This is a genomic window from Croceibacterium sp. TMG7-5b_MA50 (assembly GCF_039830145.1).
Taxonomy (GTDB): Bacteria; Pseudomonadota; Alphaproteobacteria; order Sphingomonadales; family Sphingomonadaceae; genus Croceibacterium.
This window is the reverse complement of the sequence record NZ_CP156082.1, coordinates 2,735,515-2,753,731: the sequence shown is the minus strand read 5'-3', so window position 1 is coordinate 2,753,731 and position 18,217 is coordinate 2,735,515. Positions and strand designations below refer to the sequence as shown.

The 18,217-nt window shown below is 68.3% G+C and carries 12 protein-coding genes; 3 read left to right on the top strand and 9 right to left on the bottom strand.

What is annotated here, in order from left to right; translation table 11 throughout:
* Positions 1-3: 3 nt before the first annotated feature.
* A complete protein-coding gene (locus V5740_RS12825; protein WP_347302862.1) occupies positions 4-981 on the bottom strand; it encodes an Mrp/NBP35 family ATP-binding protein in 978 nt (325 codons plus the stop codon).
* Positions 982-1,117: 136 nt separating this feature from the next.
* Between V5740_RS12825 and V5740_RS12820 the strand changes: the two genes are divergently transcribed.
* The 3 genes from V5740_RS12820 to V5740_RS12810 all read left to right on the top strand — a co-directional run bounded on the left by V5740_RS12820 (position 1,118) and on the right by V5740_RS12810 (position 4,760).
* Entirely contained in the window at positions 1,118-2,287 is a 1,170-nt protein-coding gene (locus V5740_RS12820; RefSeq protein WP_347302861.1) for a protease modulator HflK, read from the top strand.
* A complete protein-coding gene (locus V5740_RS12815; RefSeq protein ID WP_347302860.1) occupies positions 2,287-3,135 on the top strand; it encodes a protease modulator HflC in 849 nt (282 codons plus the stop codon). The genes V5740_RS12820 and V5740_RS12815 overlap by 1 nt, the downstream gene beginning before the upstream one ends.
* A gap of 95 nt (positions 3,136-3,230) precedes the next feature.
* The gene (locus tag V5740_RS12810; protein ID WP_347302859.1) at positions 3,231-4,760 is read left to right on the top strand and encodes a Do family serine endopeptidase; all 1,530 of its coding nucleotides are present in this window, start codon (positions 3,231-3,233) and stop codon (positions 4,758-4,760) included.
* A 76-nt stretch (positions 4,761-4,836) separates the two neighbouring features.
* Here V5740_RS12810 and V5740_RS12805 read toward each other — a convergent pair whose 3' ends face one another.
* From V5740_RS12805 to V5740_RS12770, 8 genes are all read right to left on the bottom strand, one after another.
* Entirely contained in the window at positions 4,837-5,505 is a 669-nt protein-coding gene (locus V5740_RS12805; RefSeq protein WP_347302858.1) for an HAD family phosphatase, read from the bottom strand.
* Between the two features lie 14 nt (positions 5,506-5,519).
* The gene (locus V5740_RS12800; RefSeq protein WP_347302857.1) at positions 5,520-7,718 is read right to left on the bottom strand and encodes a PBP1A family penicillin-binding protein; all 2,199 of its coding nucleotides are present in this window, start codon (positions 7,716-7,718) and stop codon (positions 5,520-5,522) included.
* A 115-nt stretch (positions 7,719-7,833) separates the two neighbouring features.
* Entirely contained in the window at positions 7,834-8,232 is a 399-nt protein-coding gene (msrB, locus tag V5740_RS12795) for a peptide-methionine (R)-S-oxide reductase MsrB (RefSeq protein WP_347302856.1), read from the bottom strand.
* Between the two features lie 49 nt (positions 8,233-8,281).
* Positions 8,282-9,583 carry a pectate lyase gene (gene pelA / locus V5740_RS12790; RefSeq protein ID WP_347302855.1) on the bottom strand — a complete coding sequence of 434 codons (1,302 nt, stop codon included), beginning with the start codon at positions 9,581-9,583 and terminating at the stop codon, positions 8,282-8,284.
* Position 9,584: 1 nt separating this feature from the next.
* Positions 9,585-10,427, bottom strand: coding sequence for a rhamnogalacturonan acetylesterase (locus tag V5740_RS12785; RefSeq protein ID WP_347302854.1), 843 nt, complete (start codon positions 10,425-10,427; stop codon positions 9,585-9,587).
* Positions 10,424-11,419, bottom strand: a complete 996-nt coding sequence (locus V5740_RS12780; RefSeq protein WP_347302853.1) for a pectinesterase family protein — start codon at positions 11,417-11,419, stop codon at positions 10,424-10,426. The genes V5740_RS12785 and V5740_RS12780 overlap by 4 nt, the downstream gene beginning before the upstream one ends.
* Positions 11,416-14,532 (bottom strand): sugar-binding domain-containing protein, encoded by a 3,117-nt coding sequence (locus V5740_RS12775; protein WP_347302852.1) that lies wholly within the window; start codon positions 14,530-14,532, stop codon positions 11,416-11,418. The genes V5740_RS12780 and V5740_RS12775 overlap by 4 nt, the downstream gene beginning before the upstream one ends.
* A gap of 94 nt (positions 14,533-14,626) precedes the next feature.
* Positions 14,627-18,124: a TonB-dependent receptor gene (locus tag V5740_RS12770; protein ID WP_347302851.1), complete on the bottom strand. Its 3,498-nt coding sequence runs from the start codon at positions 18,122-18,124 to the stop codon at positions 14,627-14,629.
* Positions 18,125-18,217 lie beyond the last annotated feature (93 nt).

Below are 18,217 nucleotides of genomic sequence, written 5' to 3'. Positions count from 1 at the left end.
CGCTCAGCCCTTCAGCCAGCCCGCCAGTCGCGCGGCGATCGCCCGGAACGCGTCGCCTTCCGCGCCCGCCATCGCGGCGGGCGGCTGGCCCGCATCGCTGGCGGCGCGGATCGCCATTGCCAGCGGCACGCGGCCCAGGAACGGGACGTCCAGCTCAGCCGCGGTCGCCTCCGCGCCGCCGCGCCCGAACGGATCGGACACCTCCCCGCAATGCGGGCAGGCATAGCCGGCCATATTCTCCACCAGGCCGGCGATCGGCACGCCCGCGGTGCGGAACAGGTCGAGCGCGCGGGTGGCGTCGATCAGCGCCAGATCCTGCGGGGTGGACACGATCACCGCCCCCGCCGGCTTGAAACGTTGCAGCATGGTCAGCTGCACGTCGCCCGTGCCCGGCGGCAGGTCGACCAGCAGCACCTGCGTATCGCCCCACGCCGCGTCCATCATCTGCGCCAGCGCGTTGCCGACCATCGGCCCGCGCCAGGCGATGGCGCGGCCCGGCTCGACAAGCTGGCCCATGGACAGCATGCGCAGGCCCCAGGCGCATTCGACCGGGTTCAGCTGCTGCCCCGTTGCGGTGGGCTTCACCCCTTCGGCATGGAGCAGCGTGGGCTGGCTGGGGCCGTAGATGTCGGCATCGACGACACCGACCTTCAGCCCGCCCTGGGCCAGCGCAACCGCCAGGTTCGCGGTCAGGGTGGACTTGCCCACCCCGCCCTTGCCCGATCCGACGGCAATGATCCGCCGCTCCACCTTGTCCGCCATCAGCGCCACGCGCACGGCGGCGACGCCCGGCACGGCGGCCAGCGCCTGCTCCAGCCTCTCCTGCAGCTTGCCCGCCGCGCCGCGATCCATCCCGGCGGCATCGACGATGGCGGTGACGGTGCCGTCCTCCGCCTGCCGGAGGGAGCGGATGCGGGGTTGCAGTTCGGCCGGCACGGCACGGGCGAGCGGGTGGTCGGAAGCGGGGTCGATGGCGGCCATGGGCGCCGCCTCTATCGCGTCAGACGGAGCGCTGCAGCGAAAATGCGCCGTCGCGCCCCTGTTTTTTGCCGCTTCGCCTTCTATAAATGTTTGCATGATGGACAGACGTGGTCGGTTGGGCAGGTGGACTTTGGCAATGGCGGGCAAGCGCAGCCCGTGGGGCGGCACGCCCGAAGGTGACGGAACACCGTCCGGCGGGGAGCCGTCCAGCGGGGAAGGTCCGCGCAGCGAAGACCCGACCCCGCCACCACGCGGCCCGCGCAATCCATGGCTGCCCGGCGGCGGCGAAGGCGGCACCGGCGGGGCGGATCGTCCGCGCCGGCCGGCCAGCATAGAGGACATCTTCCGCAATCGCGGCCCCGAAGGGCCGCGCCGTCGCAGCGGCGGCCCGGGTGGGCCGGGCGGTCCCGGCTTCCGCATGCCGCGCCGCGCCAATGGCGGCAGCTGGGTGCCGATCATCGTGGGCGGCGTGGTCGCCGCGCTGGTGCTCGCCACGTCCATCCACCAGGTCGGGCCCAAGGAACAGGGCATCGTGTCCACCTTCGGCAAGTACAGCCACACGCTGAACCCCGGCCTCAACATGACGCTGCCCTGGCCGCTGCAGAACGTGGAGGTGACGGACGTGACCTCCATCCAGTCCGAGCAGATGCCTGACGGCAATGCGGAGCAGCTGATCCTGACGGGCGACCAGAACCTCGTCGACCTCAGTTACCTGATCCGCTGGAACATCAAGGACCTGAAGCTCTTCCGCTACCAGCTTGCCGAACCGCAGGAGACGCTGCGCGAGGTGGCCGAGGCGGCGATGCGCGCGTCGGTGGCGGAACAGACCTTCGACAGCGTCGTGTCCGGCGCCGGGCGTGCCACCGTGGAGGAGCGGGTGCGTACGCGGATGCAGCAGATCCTGGATGCCTATCGCTCCGGCATCGCGGTGCAGGGTGTCGACATCGGCCGGACCGAGCCGCCCGAGCGGGTGGTGGAGGCGTTCAAGGACGTGTCCGCCGCACAGCAGGACGCCGATGCGGAAATCAACCGGGCAGAAGCCTATTCGCAGCAATTGCTCGCCCGCGCGCAGGGTGACGCGACCGAGTTCAACAAGATCTACGAGGAATACCGCCAGGCGCCCGAAGTGACCCGGCGGCGGTTGTATTACGAGACCATGGAAAGCGTGCTGGGCAAGACCAACAAGACGATCGTCGAATCGAACGGCGTGACCCCATACCTGCCGTTGCCGGAGGTGAACCGCCGCAACCCGCAGCCGCCGCGGCAGCCCGCACCCGCCGCCCGCACCCAGCCGGGAGACCAGTGATGGACGTCGTCTGGAGCCGTTACAAATTCGCCATCATCGCGGCCGCCGTGCTGCTGGTCGCCGCGCTGAGCAGCCTAGTGATCGTGCCCGAAACGCAGCAGGCGGTCGTCGTCCGCACGGGTGAGCCGGTGCGGGTCATCAACCGGTTCCGCCCGGACGTGCCGTTCGGCGACACTGGCGCCGGCATTTCCGCCCGCATCCCGTTCCTGGAGCGGGTGCAGTATGTCGACCGGCGTGTGCTGGACCTCGACATGGAGCGCCAGCAGGTCCTGTCCAGTGACCAGCAGCGCCTGCAGGTCGATGCCTATGCCCGGTTCCGGATCATCGACCCGGTGGCCATGGTCCGCAATGCCGGTACGGAGGAGAACCTGCGCACGCAGCTGTCTCCCATCCTGACCAGCGTACTGCGGCAGGAACTGGGCCGGCGCAGCTTCGCCAGCCTGCTGACGCCCGAACGCGGCAACGCGATGAGCAACATCCGCACTCAGCTTGACCGGCAGGCGCGGCAATATGGCGCCCAGGTGATCGACGTGCGCATCAAGCGCGCCGATCTGCCCGACGGCACGCCGTTGCAGGCCGCCTTCACGCGGATGGAAACCGATCGGGAGCAGGAGGCCGCCTCCATCCGAGCGGGCGGCCAGCGCGACGCGCAGATCATCCGGGCGACGGCGGAGGCCAACGCCGCGAGCACCTATGCCGATGCCTATGGCAAGGACCCGGACTTCTACGACTTCTACCGCGCGATGCAGTCGTACCGCCGCACGTTCGAGATGGGCGAGGGGGAGAGCAACATCATCCTGTCGCCCGACAACGACTATCTGCGACAATTCCGGAACGGAAACCAGTAGCAGCGTTCAAATGCAGTTCACCGGGTGTGCTGCTATCGTGGCACACCTGATCGGCGGTCCCGGCCGCCGTATTTTCGCAGAGGACCCCCACCAACGTGAAGCCCGCCCGTTATTCCTACGGTATCACCGCCGCCCTGCTGGCTGGCGCCGCCAGCCTTTCGCTGATCTCCGGCTTCCCCGCCGGCGCCCAGGTGGCGCAGAACGATGCGGGACGGATGACCAATGTCGTCCCGCGCGCCGGTGCCCCCGCCAGCTTCGCCGACCTGACGGAGCAGTTGCAGCCGGCGGTGGTCAACATCTCCACCCGGCAGCGGGTAACGGTGAACAACAATCCCTTCGCCGGTACCCCGTTCGAAGGGATGTTCGGCAACCAGGGCGGGCAGCAGACGCGGGAGGCGCAGTCGCTGGGCAGCGGCTTCCTGATCAGCGCTGACGGCTACGTCGTCACCAACAACCACGTCATCAACCCGCCCGACAGCAATGCGGAGCTGGAGCAGGTAACGGTGACGCTGCCCGACGGCAACGAATACCAGGCGGAAGTCGTCGGCAATGATGCCGAGAGCGACCTTGCCGTGCTGAAGATTGCCCGCAGCGAGCCGTTCCCCTTCGTGAAGTTCGGCGATTCTACCGCCGCGCGCGCGGGTGACTGGGTGGTCGCGATCGGCAACCCGTTCGGCCTCGGCGGCACGGTCACCAGCGGCATCATTTCGTCCGTGCTGCGGTCCATTGGCGGCGGCGCCGCCTATGATCGCTACATCCAGACCGATGCCTCCATCAACCGGGGTAATTCGGGCGGGCCGTTGTTCGACATGCAGGGCAACGTGATCGGCATCAACAATGCCATCTTCAGCCCCAGCGGCGGCAGCGTAGGCATCGGCTTCGCCATCCCGGCCGACATCGCCGCACCGATCGTGCAGCAGCTGATCGCGGGCGAGGAAATCGTGCGCGGCTATCTGGGCGTGCAGATCCAGCCGATGAACGAGGATCTGGCCGCGGCGCTGGGCATCGCCGCCAACCGTGGCGAGTTCATCCAGGGCGTACAGCCCGGCGAGGCGGCGGAGCAGGCCGGACTGCAGGCGGGCGACGTGGTGCTGACGGTGAACCGTGAGGAAGTCACCCCGGAACAGTCGCTGTCCTACCTGGTGGCGAACACCGCGCCCGGCACGCGCATCCCGCTGGAGATCATCCGCAACGGACAGCGTCGCACCGTGCAGGTCACTGTCGGCCGCCGACCGAGTGCCGAGGAGCTGAACGCCCAGCAGTTCAACATGGACGAGGAAGCGCCCGAGCAGCAGCCGGCGCCGAGCGGCGACGGGTTGGTGCCGCAGGCGCTGGGGCTGCAGGTGACGCCGATCACGCCGGTGATCGCGCGCCAGCTGGGCGTTGCCAATGACACCCGCGGGCTAGTGGTGCTGGCTACGGCGCAATCGGCCGATGCGGCGCGCAAGGGCATTCGCCGCGGCGTCATCATCGAGGCGGCAAACGGCAATCCCGTCGCCACCGTCGGCGATCTGGAAGGGGCCATCCGCTCCGCCCGCAGCGAAGGGCGCGAAGCGATCCTGCTGCGTGTCCGGGCGCGGGGCGCACCGTCCACCTCCATCCCGGTGCGGCTGAGCGCGCAGTAAACCGCGCCTCCGCTGACAGGCAGAAGGGCACCGCGGGGTCAACCTGCGGCGCCCTTTTTCGTATCGCGCGGCTGGATCAGCCCGGCAGAGCGGCGATCCAACGGCCCACGGCGGCAAGGTCGGGCAGCACCGCCGTCGCCATATCGCGCGTGACGGGCGTGACCGGCGCCAGGTCCGGCACCAGCAGCGCCATCATCCCGGCAGCGGCCGCGGCGGCGAGGCCGTTGGGCGAATCCTCCACCGCCACGCAGGCGGTCGGGTCAGCGCCGAGGCGCTCCGCCGCCAGGAGGTACGGCTCTGCATGGGGCTTGGGATTGGTCACGTCGCTGACCGTCACCACCGTGGCGAACCGGTCCAGGATGCCGGCGCCGGCTAGCCGTTCCTGCGCGTGGGGCGCGCGGGTAGAGGTGCACAGGCCCAATGGCAGGCCGATTGCGCGCAAGGCGTCCAGCAACTCGATGGCGCCCGGACGGAACGGCACGCCCCGTCGCCACATCTCGCCGAACAGCCGGTCGGATTCGCGGTAGAAGGCGAGCGGCGCCTCCGCATCGTCCCACAAGGTGGCCAGCCGCGCGAGGTTGCCTTCACGGTGCACGCCGACGAATTGCAGCAGCACGTCCGCCGGCAGGTCGCGGCCGATCGCCTTCGCCGCCGCGGCGTGGGCGGCATGCTCCACCGCCTCCGTATCCAGCAGCGTACCGTCCATGTCGAAGATCACCGCCTGTGGCGGCCGCAATTCAGGCATCAGGCGACCCGATCCTAGTTGGAGGTGTAGAGGCGGGTATCGTCCCGCTCCCGCGGCGGGGGCGGTCGGCGGTAACGCTGCGGCGGCGCGGATTCCTCCCGGCCGAGCGCCTGGTCCAGGAAGTCGTCGCCCACGGCGGCGGGCGGCTGCTGGCCGGGTGGCGGAGGGCGCACCTGCACCGGGCGACGGGGGTCGCCGGCAGGCGGCAGCTCCACGCCCGATCCATCGTCATATCCCGGTTCCTCGGGATAGGGGCCGATCGGATTACCCTGCTCGTCATACATGAAGTAGCCGTCTTCCGGATCGCCGCCGAACAGGTACTCGTCATCCGGCTCGAGCTGCCAGCCGGGCAGCTTCAGCTCGGTCTGGAACTGTTCGATCGGGCGGCTCGCTACGGCGACGCGCATGTAATCGGCGAAGGCGCGGGCGGGCGCGGTGCCGCCCTGCAGGCCGCCCACGGCGCGCGCATCGTCGCGGCCCATCCACACCCCGGTGGTGATGCCGCTGGAAAAGCCGACGAACCAGCCATCCTTGTTGCTGGTGGTGGTGCCGGTCTTGCCCGCCACCGGGCGGCCGATCTGCGCCGCGCGGCCGGTGCCGGTGCTGACCGCCGTCTGTAGCAGGTCGGTGATGCCGGCAGCGACATATTCGGGGACCAGCAGGTCGCGGCGTTCCGGCTCCCGCGCGTAAAGCAGCTCACCGCCGCCGGTGGTGACGCGGGTGATGCCGTAGGGTTCGATCGACTCGCCCCGGGCGGACACGGCGGCGAAGGCGCGCGTCATGTCGATCAGGCGCACTTCGGACGCGCCCAGCACCATGGCCGGGTTGGTGGCGATGGGCGTGGTGATGCCGAACCGGCGCGCCATGGCGGCGACGCTGGAGAAGCCGACCTCGTTGCCGAGCTGCGCCGCCACGGTGTTGACCGAATAGGCGAACGCGGTGCGGACATCGATCTGCCCGGTGAAGCGGCCATTGCTGTTGCGCGGGCTCCAGCCGTTGATGGTGACGGGGCTGTCCACCACCGCATCATCGGGGGTGTAGCCGTTCTCCAGCGCGGCGAGGTAGACGAACAGCTTCCAGGCGGAGCCGGGCTGGCGCAACGCCTCCGTCGCGCGATTGTAGTTGGAGCGGACGTAATCCGTGCCGCCCACCATCGCCAGCACCGCGCCGTCGCGGTCCAGGCTGACCAGCGCGCCCTGCGCCCCGCCAGGCGCATTGGCGCTGATCGCCCGCTGCGCCGCGCGCTGCATGGCCGGGTCGATCGTGGTCCAGACCTCCACCGGTTCGGTGTTGTCGTATGGCAGCAGCAGGTCGAGCTGCGGCAGCACCCAGTCCGTGAAATAGCGGATGGAGTTCTGCCCTTCCTCCTCCTTCAGACGGATGGCGTCGACATCGACCTCCGCCTCCCACGAACTGATCGCGCCGTAGCGCTGCATGGCGTCCAGCACCACGCGGGCGCGGGCGACCGCGGCATCGGTGTCGGCGGTGGGGGAATAGCGGCTGGGCGCCTTCACCAGGCCGGCGATGATCGCGGCTTCGCCCACGGACAAGTCCTTCGCCGAATGGCTGAAGAACTTGCGGCTGGCGGAATCGATGCCGTAGGCGCCGCCGCCGAAATAGACCTTGTTGAGGTACAGCTCCAGGATCTGCTGCTTGGAGAACTTCGCCTCCAGCGCCAGCGCCAGCACCGCCTCCCGCGCCTTGCGGTCCATGGTGCGGTTGGAATTGAGGAAGATGTTGCGCGCCAGCTGCTGCGTGATCGTACTGGTCGCGCGGACCGACGTGTCATAGCGCCAGGCGACGTACAGCGCGCGGGCGAGGCCGATCGGGTCGATGCCGGGATGCGAGTAGTAGCGGCGATCCTCCACCGCGACCATCGCGTCCTTCATCACCTGCGGGATCTCGTCGCTGCTCAGCCATTCGCCGTAGGACGGGCCGAGATTGACGATCTCGCTGCCATCGCGCGCGCGGACCACGATGGTCTGCCCGTTCTGGCTGCTCATCAACGAGCCGTAGCTGGGCATGGATCGGGCCGCGAAATAGACGGAGGTGCCGAGGGCGATCAGCGCCAGCAGCACGACCAGTCCGCCGCCGATCAGGATGCGCCGCAGCCACTTGCCCGCGCGCGAACGTTCGGGCGGGGGCGGCCGCTGACCTGACCGGGAAGAGCCTGATCCAGAAGTTGAGGAGCGCCTGCGCCGCGCTTGCGCCATGAAAAGCCTTTATCCTGCCAGCAGGTCCAGAACGGCCCCGGTCAGCCGCGCGCCATGCGGCCGCCTGCCGGAATGGCGGCTTAACGGGATGGACGCAAGCGCGGCGACGTTCCGCCTACTCCTTGGGCTGGAAGTCCAGCGCCGCGCTGTTGATGCAGTAACGCAGCCCTTCCGGCCCCGGACCGTCGGGGAAGACATGGCCGAGATGCCCGGCGCACTTGCTGCACACCACTTCGGTACGGATCATGCCATGGCTGATATCGCGGTGCGCCTCCACCGCATCGTCCGCCGCGGGCTGGGTGAAGGACGGCCAGCCGGAGCCGGAATCGTACTTGTCATCCGATTCGAACAGGGGCTGCCCGCACCCGGCGCAGCGATATTCGCCTTCCTGCTTGTTCTTGTCGTACTTGCCGGTGAACGCCCGCTCCGTCCCGCCATGGCGCAGCACCTGGTACTGTTCGGGGCTGAGGCGTTCGCGCCATTCGGCATCGGTCAGGTTCAGCTTGTCGGTCATGGCGGCATGTCTCCTTTGCGGGAGATATGGGTGGCTGCGGGTCATGCCGCTAGGGCCGGGCAGCGGCCCAGCGTTCGTGCGCGCGGGCGACATTGGTCCCGCTGGTGTTGAACCAGCTATAGCCGTTGCGCCGTTCCAGGCTGATCTCCCCCACGTCGTCATGGATGGTGAGGTCACGGTCGCCGAAGATCGGCCGACCCGTAGCGGTGTCGTAGAACCGCGCCCACAATGGCCCGGCGCCCTGTTCCGCCACCAGCATACGCCCGCGCCCTTCACCCGCATCGCGCCATGCCACGTCAGTCAGCGCATGATCGGCAAACCAGCGGGTCGCCGCCTCAACCGACCGGGCGATGCGCGGATCGCTGCGGTCCTGCCGCATTAGGAACGACAGCACGTTGGCGCTTTCCCCGGTGGAGAGCGCGACGGGTTCGAAGTTGCGCGCGGCGATGGGCTGGCGGGTCAGCGGGTCGTATTGCTGCGCCCAGATGGTCGGCTGCCCCGCCACCTGCACCTGCGTCGCCAGCAGCACATCCACCGCACGCGCCGCAGCCGCCGCGGAATCGACGCGCAGGTCCGCCGGCACGAAGGCGTAGGGCTCGGCCCCGCGTCCCACCTCCTGCAGCAGGGTGGCGGCGTTCACCAGCAGGTTGTCGTTCAGCGTCAGCGCGTCGTGATACAGGCCCTGCAACGGCCAGGTCTGCGGCCAGCCGCCACCCGGAAGTTCGGCCCGCAGGACGTAGCGCACCCCTTTCAGGAAGGATCGGCGATAGGCCTCCCCCGGTGCGCCGGGCAGCGCCGCCTGCACGCGGGCGAGGAAGCGCAATTCGGTGATGGTGGCATCGTTGTCGAGCGTGCCGACAAAACTCCACCCGCCGGCGCCGTCCTGCGCCAGATACGGGCCGCCCTTCCCGTCATGCACGATCCAGCCCTGACCCGGCACACGGGGTGGGCCGCTGCGATCCTGGTTCTTGCCCCAGCCGCCGGACGGCGTCTGGAAGCTGACGATGTTGTCGGCGACGGCGCGTGCCTCCGCCCCGGCATACCATGCCGCATCCCGATCGAGCGGCGCGCTGGCGGCGCTGTCCCCCTCCGGCGCCGGATCGGGGATCGGCCGCCCGGTCTTGCGCAGCGCGGCCCGCTCCGCCTCCAGCACCGCCTTGTCCAGCACCATCGCCTGTTCGGACTGCTGCAGCCAGGCGAGCCATGTCGCCCGCGCCGGCCCGGCGGGCAGCGCGGCGCGGATCTGCGCGGCATCGAGCGACTTGGGCGGCACGGTGGTGCCAACCACGGCGGCGGTGACGGGCATGGCGGCAGCGGCCAGCAGCAAAGCGAATGGGGTGAGGTGGCGCATGTCAGCCCTCCGGTTCAGGGTCGAGGATCAGCAGCGGGCGCATGGCCGGGACGGTTGTCGCCAGCAGCTTCGCCATCATGACGGCGAAGTAGTCGGCGCCTTCGCGGCCCAGATGCGTACGATCGAACGACAGGCGCGGCACGGCAGTCGGCAGGTCGTCCACCTCCGTCGCGGCAGCGGTGGCGGGGGCGGGTGCAGTGCCGGTCGGCGTGGAGCCGGGCGGCAATTGCGCAAAGCGGTCCGCCGCCGCCTCCCCCATCTGCTGCACCGCCGCGGAACTGGCGGCGTTGAGATCGACCAGCGGCGTGTCCGTCTCCGCCGCCACGCGGCGCACCGCCTCCGCCCACGGGGCGAGGTCGTTCTGCAATTGGCCGCCCTCGAAGATGCGGCGGGTCAGCGGCGTCACCAACACAGGGATCGCACCCGCGCGGCGCGCATCCTCCACATAGCGGCGGATGTAGCCCGGAAACTCCTGCGCCAATTCGGTGGAACGGGTCTTGCCCGGCTGGTCGTTGTGGCCGAACTGGATCAGCACCCAGACCTTGTCGTATCCGGGCACCCGCGCCTCGTTCAGGGCCAGCTCCCACGAGCGTTCCTGCATGTAGGTGCGGCTGGACCGGCCGCCGCGCGCCAGGTTCAGGCAGGCGGCGAAGGAGGTGACGTGCCGTTCGCAGAAGCTCGGCCCCCAGCCACCCACGACGGCGGTGGTGGAATCGCCGACCAGGATGATCTTGGCGGGTCGGATGTCGCGCGGAAACTCCCGTGCGACCGGCGCCGCCTCCTGCGCCATTGCCGCTCCGGAACAGGCCAGCAGCAGGCCGGCAAGCAGAGGGCGCAGCATCATTGGCGAAGCCTTTCCAACCCGGCGCGGATCCAGCCGGTGTCACCATCGAAGAAGGATTCCAGCCGCCAGGGCTCCGCCTCTTCCGCCGTCAGCTGGTGCGAGGTGGGTGCCCGTGTAGCGGGGGAGGCGCCGCGCCCGGCGGTCGCGTGCTCGGCGTACCAGGTGGTCGGCAGCTTGTTGGTGGTGCCCGGCGTCCATTCGCGCCAGCCGTCCGGGTGCAGGTTCGCATCGACCAGTGTGTCGAGGAAGATCACCCGCGAATAATCGCGCCATGGACGGCCGTACCAGATCTGCCCGGCGGCGGGATCGGCGGTGATCGTGGCGCGGTCGAAGACATAGGCGCTGTCCTCATCCGCCGCGTTGCGGCTTTGCGCGGTGATCATCACCTCCGCCCCGGCGAGGCCGTGGATGCGGCAGTTCTCCCAATAGGCGTTGGCATTGCCGAAGATGAAGTCGACATGCCCTTCGACATAGCAGTCGAAGAAGTATTGCCGGGACATGCGGCCGCCCTGCCCCTTGTTGGCATACAGGGTGTCCTGATGGCCCAGCAGCCGCACCCGGTGCAGCACGGCGCGGTCGCCCGTCAGCAGCAGCGCCACCGCCTGCGATGGCGGATGGGCCGGGTCGAGCCACCAGTCGTTCTGGATCGTGAGGTTGCCGACCGCCAGGTCATCGCCGCTGGCGGTGATGGAGGCGGACTTGCCCGTGCCGCCCGCGCTGATGCTGCTGTCGCCATAGACCAGCACCGTGTCTTCCGGCCGGCGCCCCATGCCGATCAGGGTGACGCCGTTTTTGGCGATGGTCAGCTTCTCGCGCCAGGTGCCGGGCGCGATGCGGATGGTCCCGCCCTCCGCCGGCAGCGCGTCGATCGCCGCCTGCACGCTGCGCTGGGCACCGGGCGCCTCCGCCGAAACGTCCAGTACCACCTGCGCCGCGGTCGGCCACCCGGCGATCAGCAGCAGTGCGGCGCACCAACGTGCCACCATCCTCATGCATTCTCTCCCGCAAGCCAACGCACGGCATTGGCGTAGAGCCGCCGTTGCAGCGGCGCCACCATGTCGGGCAGACGGTGCACCGCCACCCGCATGCCCTGCTTTTGCGCGATCAGCGTGGCCGCGCCGTTGAACCGGTCATGGTCGCGGCTGTAGCCGGCGATGATCTCCAGGCCCTCGCCGGTGACGAGCAGGCCGTTGGACGGCTGCCCTTCCACCTGATGGTACACGCTGGTGGCGCAATCGACCGGGATGCCGGCGAACAAAGGATGCGCGCGCAGGTAATTCCAGTTGCCCATCCACGGAGCACGCAAGGTGCCGACCTGCCCGTGATAGTCGAACAGGCCCAGCACGGCGAGCTGCCGCGCGACACCTTCGGCAAGCCCATCTTCCGGCACCAGTGCGAACAGCGGCGTGCCGGCGCGCACCGCCGCCAGCACGGCATCCGGTATCTGGCCGCGCAGGGTCACCGCCTCCTCTCCGGGTGGGCGCGCTTCCAGCCCGGTCTGTTCGCCCACCTGGCGGCGGGTGATCTCGTCCGCGCTGAGGCCGGATGCGATGATCCCGTCGTAAGTGGCGCCGGCGCGGAACGGTTCGAGCGTGACGCCCGGCAATTGCGCCAGTTGCCGCTGTACCGATCGCGCGATGCCGGACGCGGCGATGCGCAGCGGCCGCGAGACCGGCGCCGCGGGCGGCACCACCAGCAGGTCGCGGGTGAACACCGCATCACGCGCGCCCGAATGGGCGAAGCGCACCTGCCAGGTGCCGGGCCGATCGAACGCCGGCAGCTTCACCCCGGCCGCCACCAATTGCGAGAACACGTCGAGCTGATGCGCCGGCACCGGCCAGCGCGCGACCGATTGCTCCTGCCCGCCGGGGGCCAGCACGCTCAGCACCAGTTCGCCGGGTGCGGGGCGGTTGGTGTCGTTGAACAGATACAGGTCCAGCTCGGCCGCCTCGCCCGCATCGTAGACCAGCCGCCGCTGTTTCGCACATGGGCGCAGCGGCAGCAGGCTGCGGCGGACGATCTCCGGATCGGCCTTGAAGCCGCGTAGATTGTCGACGATGCCCGAATGGTTCTCGATCGCGGTCGTCTCCCACCCGCTGATCGCAGCGATATCCACGCTGTCGCCGATACGGATGTTCTCGTGGTAGTTCTCCCACGCATCATACACCTTGGTCCCGACCGACAGGTAGAAGGCGTCATCCGTCGGGAAGGCCTGGCGGAAGCCCCATTGATCCAGGAACGCGCCGGTGCGCTGCAGGATCGCCTGGTGGTCGGCCAGATCGTAGCTCTGCCCGTGCTCCTCCAGCTCGCGCACCATGGCGGCATGATTGTCGGCGACGGCGCAGCCCTGCATCTCGCCGAACTCGACGATGAACGGCTTGCCGGTCTGACGGTGGATGTAATTGTCCGGCCCCTGGTAGAACTTGTCGTACCATTGGTCGCCCGCGCCCTGGTGATTGACCCACCAGCCGCCGTGCTGCTCCACGTCGGAACGGTAGAGGTGGTCGCTGTAGGGCAGCAGCATGGCCTGGGCCGCGCCGCGTTCCACGAAGCCGTCGTTCAGGATGACGCAACGGCTGGGATCGGCGGCATGGATCGCGCGCAGCACGCGTTCAACATCGGGGTTGGCGAGGTTCGCGCCGATCTCGTTCTGCAGCGTGTAATGAACGAGGCTGGGGCGGGAGCGGAAGGTGCGGGCCATGGCGACGCACTTGGCCACCATGAACTCCACGCTGAAGCGGTCGGCGTAGGACAGCTCCTCCCCCGCGGCGCGATCCCGGCCGACGGCGTGGCGCCCGCCGCCCGGCTCCATCACCCGCAGCAGGCCCATGCGGTCCTGCGCGGCGAACACCTCCTCCTTGCCCACGTTGCGGTGAAAGTGGAGGCAGTTGAGGCCGAGCGCCTTGGCCGACGTCACCTCCCGCTCCGCCAGCTCCGGCGTGGGCCACAGGCCGTTGAAGCCCCAGTAACCCCACGAGATCGCGGAATAGAGCTTCACCCGCTCGCCATTCAGCCGCAGCATCGCATCGGTGCCCACGCCGTCGATGCCGATCCAGCGGAAGCCGAATTCGGCCAACCGCGTGTCATCGCCCCAGCCGAAGCGCAGGCGGTGCACGACCGGGTCGGCCAGCGTCCATAGCCTGGCGTCAGGCTTGGCCAGGCGGAACACGGCGGTGGCGACATTGCCAGTGAGCGTCAGGCTCTCCAGCGTCACCTGCGCCGGCAATTCCGTGCCGGCGCTGTCCAGCAGGGCAAGCGTGGCACGGCTGCGCAGCCCATCGATGTTCGCAGGCGGGGTGGTGAAGGCGATTTCCATGTGCGCCGTCACCACGCGGGGATCGGGCGTGTTGAACACCCAGGCATCGGCGATGCGCGCATCCATGGGATGCACGCTCAACGTCATGCCGCGATCGATCCCGCCGAACCCGTGAGAGGCGAACAGCTTGGCCGCGCCCCACATCATGGTGGTGGAATCGCGCCAGTCATACCGCCCGCCGGGGTTGGTGATGCGGATGGCGAGCTGGTTTGCGGCGCCCGGGCGCATCGCCGCCGTCAGGTCGCAATGGATCGGTAGCTCGCTCATGATAGAATAGCCGACGAGTTGCCGGTTCAGGAACACCTCCGCCCGAAGGCGCGCGCCGCGGATATTGAGCACCACCCGGCGCCCGGCCGCTTCCGCCGGAATGTCGATGTCACGCCACCACCAGGACACGCCGCGATACGCGCCGTTCTGCGGGACGCTGTCATCCTCCGCATAGCGGTATTCGTCGGCGGTGTATGAGCGCAGGCCGGCAACACCCCAGTGATGCTCCTCCACCGTGGTCGGCAGCGACACGGTGTTCGCCGCCACGCTGCCCAGCGCGCCCCACCCGCCGGTCGGCGCATTGCGCGGCAAGGCGGCGAGATCGACATCGGCCGGCAACCAGATCCGGTCCTGCTCCCACGATGCATCCCGATCCAGCCACAGCTGCCAGCCGGTATCGGGCACATCCGCCAGCAACGGCGCGGCATGGACGCTGGGAATGAACGGCAGGCCCGCGGCGGCCAGCACGCCGGCGCTGCCGGCGACGAAGCCGCGGCGGGTGATCGGCAGGGTGCCGGTCATCGGTGATCTCCAGTCGGGGAAAGCCGCCGGCGGCACGATGGCCGCCGGCGCGAGGATTGCCGCTGGCGGGGACCTGCCACCGGCACGAAGCGTGTCAGAACCGGACCCGGGCGCCCACGCGGTAGATCGGCCCGGAACTGGCGTATTGCGACACTACCGGATTGCCCTGGTACGCGAAGCGGTTGCTGGTCTGGTTGGTCAGGTTCAGCCCCTCCGCCGTGATCGACAGATATTCGGTCACGTTGAAGCTGGCTGCGGCGTCCAGGTTGAAGGTGGACGCGCTGGTCACGAAGTCGTTGATCAGCGGGCTGCCGCAATAGCTGACTGCCCCGTTCGGGCTGGCCGGCAGCGGGCTAGTGGTGATGCCCGGCGCGCAACTGCCCGCCGCCAGCGGATAGGTGGTGCTGTAGCCTTCACGGTAGGCGCCCGACACGCGCAGGCGCATCCGCTCCGTCTCGTAATACAGCGTGCCGTTCACCGCCTTGGGCGACACGCCCAGGAACGGCGCCTGATCCACCGTCTGCGGGATCGTCGCGGTGCCGGGGTCGAGGATGTAGGTCAGCTCGCTGTCGATGTAGGTGCCGTTCAGCTGCACACCGAGGTTGCTGAGGAGGCCCGGCAGGAAGGTGAGGTCGGTCTGGAAATTGACCTCGATGCCGCGCAGGTAACCACCCGGCGCATCGCGGAATTGCCGCGCCACGAACGGATTGTTGGCATCGATGTAGGCCAACTGGAACGGGTTGTTGAACTGCGCCCGGATCGCCTGGATCGTCGCGGCGTCGGCGAACTGCGACAGCTGCGCCTCGAAATTCACCGTTTGCGGGAAGCTGCCGATATCCTTGTTGAACAGCGCGACGGAGAACAGGCCGCCCGGCGCGAAGTACCATTCCACGCTGAGGTCGTAATTCGTGGCCCGGAACGGCGCGAGCTGCGGATTGCCGATGGTCAGCGAGCCGCCGGTATTGTCGCCATTGTTGGGGACGGAGATCGACGAGATGGACGGTGACAGATTGCCCAGCAGCGGCCGCGCCATCACCTTGGACGCGCCGAAGCGGACGATCAGGTCATTCACCGGCTCGTACACGAAGTTCAGCGACGGCAGCCAGTCGGTGTAGTCGTTGCGCCCGATGATCGGGCGCCCGGCCGTGGTCTCGCCCTGCGATTCCACTTCCGTCCGCATGACGCGCAGGCCGATATTGCCGCGCCATGGCTGGCCCAGCAGCTCGGTATCCCAGTCCAGCTGCAGGTAGGCGCCGGTATCCGTCTCGTCGACGCCGAAGCTAGCCGTGCGGTTGCGCTTGCGCGTGATGCGCCAGTCGCCCCATTCGTTCACGCAATTGCAGGTGAAATCGAACAGTTCGTCAAACGCCTCGATCGAGGGGACGACGAATTCCGTCACCGTGCCTTCCGGCACGTTCAGGCCCTGACCAAACTGGACGGTCTCCGATACGTCGGCGACGTTCACCCCCGCTTCCTTCAGCGTGGGATTGAGCAGGTCGTTCACCCGCTCGTACTGATCGGTGAAGAAGCTGTACTTGCGCTGGGTGATGCCACCCTTCAACACGAAGATGTCGTCCAGATCGTAGGTCAGGTCGAGCCGGCCGGTGGACAGCTTGTTGGTGGTGTCGCGGGTGTAGTTGCGGATCGCGGAGAAGCCCTTCACCGTATCCCAGTTGTTCGGATCGGCGGCATCGAAACCGAAATCGATCACCGGCATGTCGCCGCCCTCCCGCTCGTCATAGACGAACCGGCCGGGGCTATCCATGCGGTTGAATTCCACCAGCAGACCCTGCGACCGGTTGGTCGACTTGGATTCGCCGTAGATCACCTGCGCGCGCAGTCGGTCGGAGAATTCGTGCTGGATGTTGCCCGACACCTGCCGGAATTCGGTGGTGTAGCTGTTCTGGTCCTGCGCGGACCGGAAATCCACATTCTGCAGCACCAGGTATTCGGCGACGCCGTTATTGACCTCCGATTCAAGCACCTTCACCGCCGGACGGCCGATCAGCTGCCCGCGGAACGCCAGCCGATTGCTGGACGGGATGTACCCGACGGAACCCGGATTGTTGTAATAGTCGTACGGGTCGAGGTTGTTGGGATTGGTGGAGAAGATGTTGGCGTCGGCGGGGTTATTCGCCGCCACGGCACCCGGAACGATGGCCGATGGGGCCAGTACCGATGGCACCAGTTGGCCGGCCGCATTCAACGAGGTCGCAAAGGCGGGCGTCGTGCCGTAGAGTTGCTGCCCGCAATCCACCGCCGGCGTGAGGTCGGTTTCCGTCGCCGGCACGCACTGGCCTGGATAAAGCGCACGCGCGGCGGAGGGGGTCAGGTTGTTGCCCGCCGTGTTGAAGGCCGCGTTGGTGTTGTTGCGGTTGAGGCCGACGGACGACACCTGATTGTAGCGGCTGGTATTCTCAAACCGGGAGTAGACGCCATCCACCGTCAGCCGGGTGCGGTCGCTGACCTGCCATTGATAGGCCGCGGTGACGCCCAGCCGCTCATATTCCACATTCTGCTGCTCCAGCGCACCAAGCGCCGGAATGCGGACCTGCGAATCGTCAAACCGGCCGGGCGTGTTGAATGGCGCGCCGGGGAACAGGTTGGCATACGCGGCGGCGTTGGAGCCGGTCTGCAGGTTGATGACCTCCGGATTGGTGATCGCGGTGCCCAGATTGGTCCCGGTCGGCGCGGCGAAGCCGCCGCGCTGCGGTGTCTCGTTGCCGGCGAAGTCCGCGCCACGATAGAGGTAGTCGGAAGAGCCGACGCCGCGACGATACTGGTCCAGTTCGTTGCGCGACTGGCTGTACGCACCCGAGATCAGGAAGCCCATGTCGCCGTCCATGAACCGCTTGGACACAAGGCCGGCGATGCGCGGCGAGAATTCCTTGGAGTTCTGCTGGTAGTTGCCTTCCACCGACAGGGCCAGCGCGCCGCTGGAATAGTCGAACGGCTTGCCCGTCTCGAGGTCGATATTGGCACCGAGCGAACCCTCGTCCGTCTCCGCCGACGGGGTCTTTTGCACCTTGAGGCTGCTGAACAGTTCGGAGGCGAAGGTGTTGTAGTCGAAGGAGCGGCTTCTGTTCGGGCTGGTACCGGCATCGTTGGACCCGGCAGTCGCAAGCGCCTCCAGCCCGTTCAGACGGGTTCGGTTGAAGTCGCCGCCCAGGCCACGCACGGAGATGGAACGCCCTTCGCCATTGTCGCGGTCGATCGAGACGCCCGGCAGGCGCTGCAGCGATTCGGCAAGGTTGGAGTCGGGGAAGTCGGCAATGTCCTCCGCCGTGATGGCATCCACCTGCACGTTGGCGATACGCTTCTGTTCGATGGCGTTGCGCAGCGATGCGCGATAGCCGGTCACGACGATATCGTTACCAGTCCCTTCGTCCGGAGCCACTGCGTCCGCCTGGTCGCCCAGCGTCTGATCGGCGGGCACTGTGGACCCATCCGGCTGTTCGCCGGCGGTATTAGCTGGCGGCACCGTCTGTGCCTGCGCCGTGCCGGCCAAGAGCGCGACGGCACACGCCCCGGCACTAGCACTCACCAGAAGATAGCGGACACCGGTGTCAACGCTGGCGGACAATGCCTTCATCCCTCAATCCTTCTCCCTGACCGGCAGGTCTGATGACCTTGCCGCCCTGCCATGGAACCTGTCAGCGGCTCCTATGACACCGATAGTACGTAG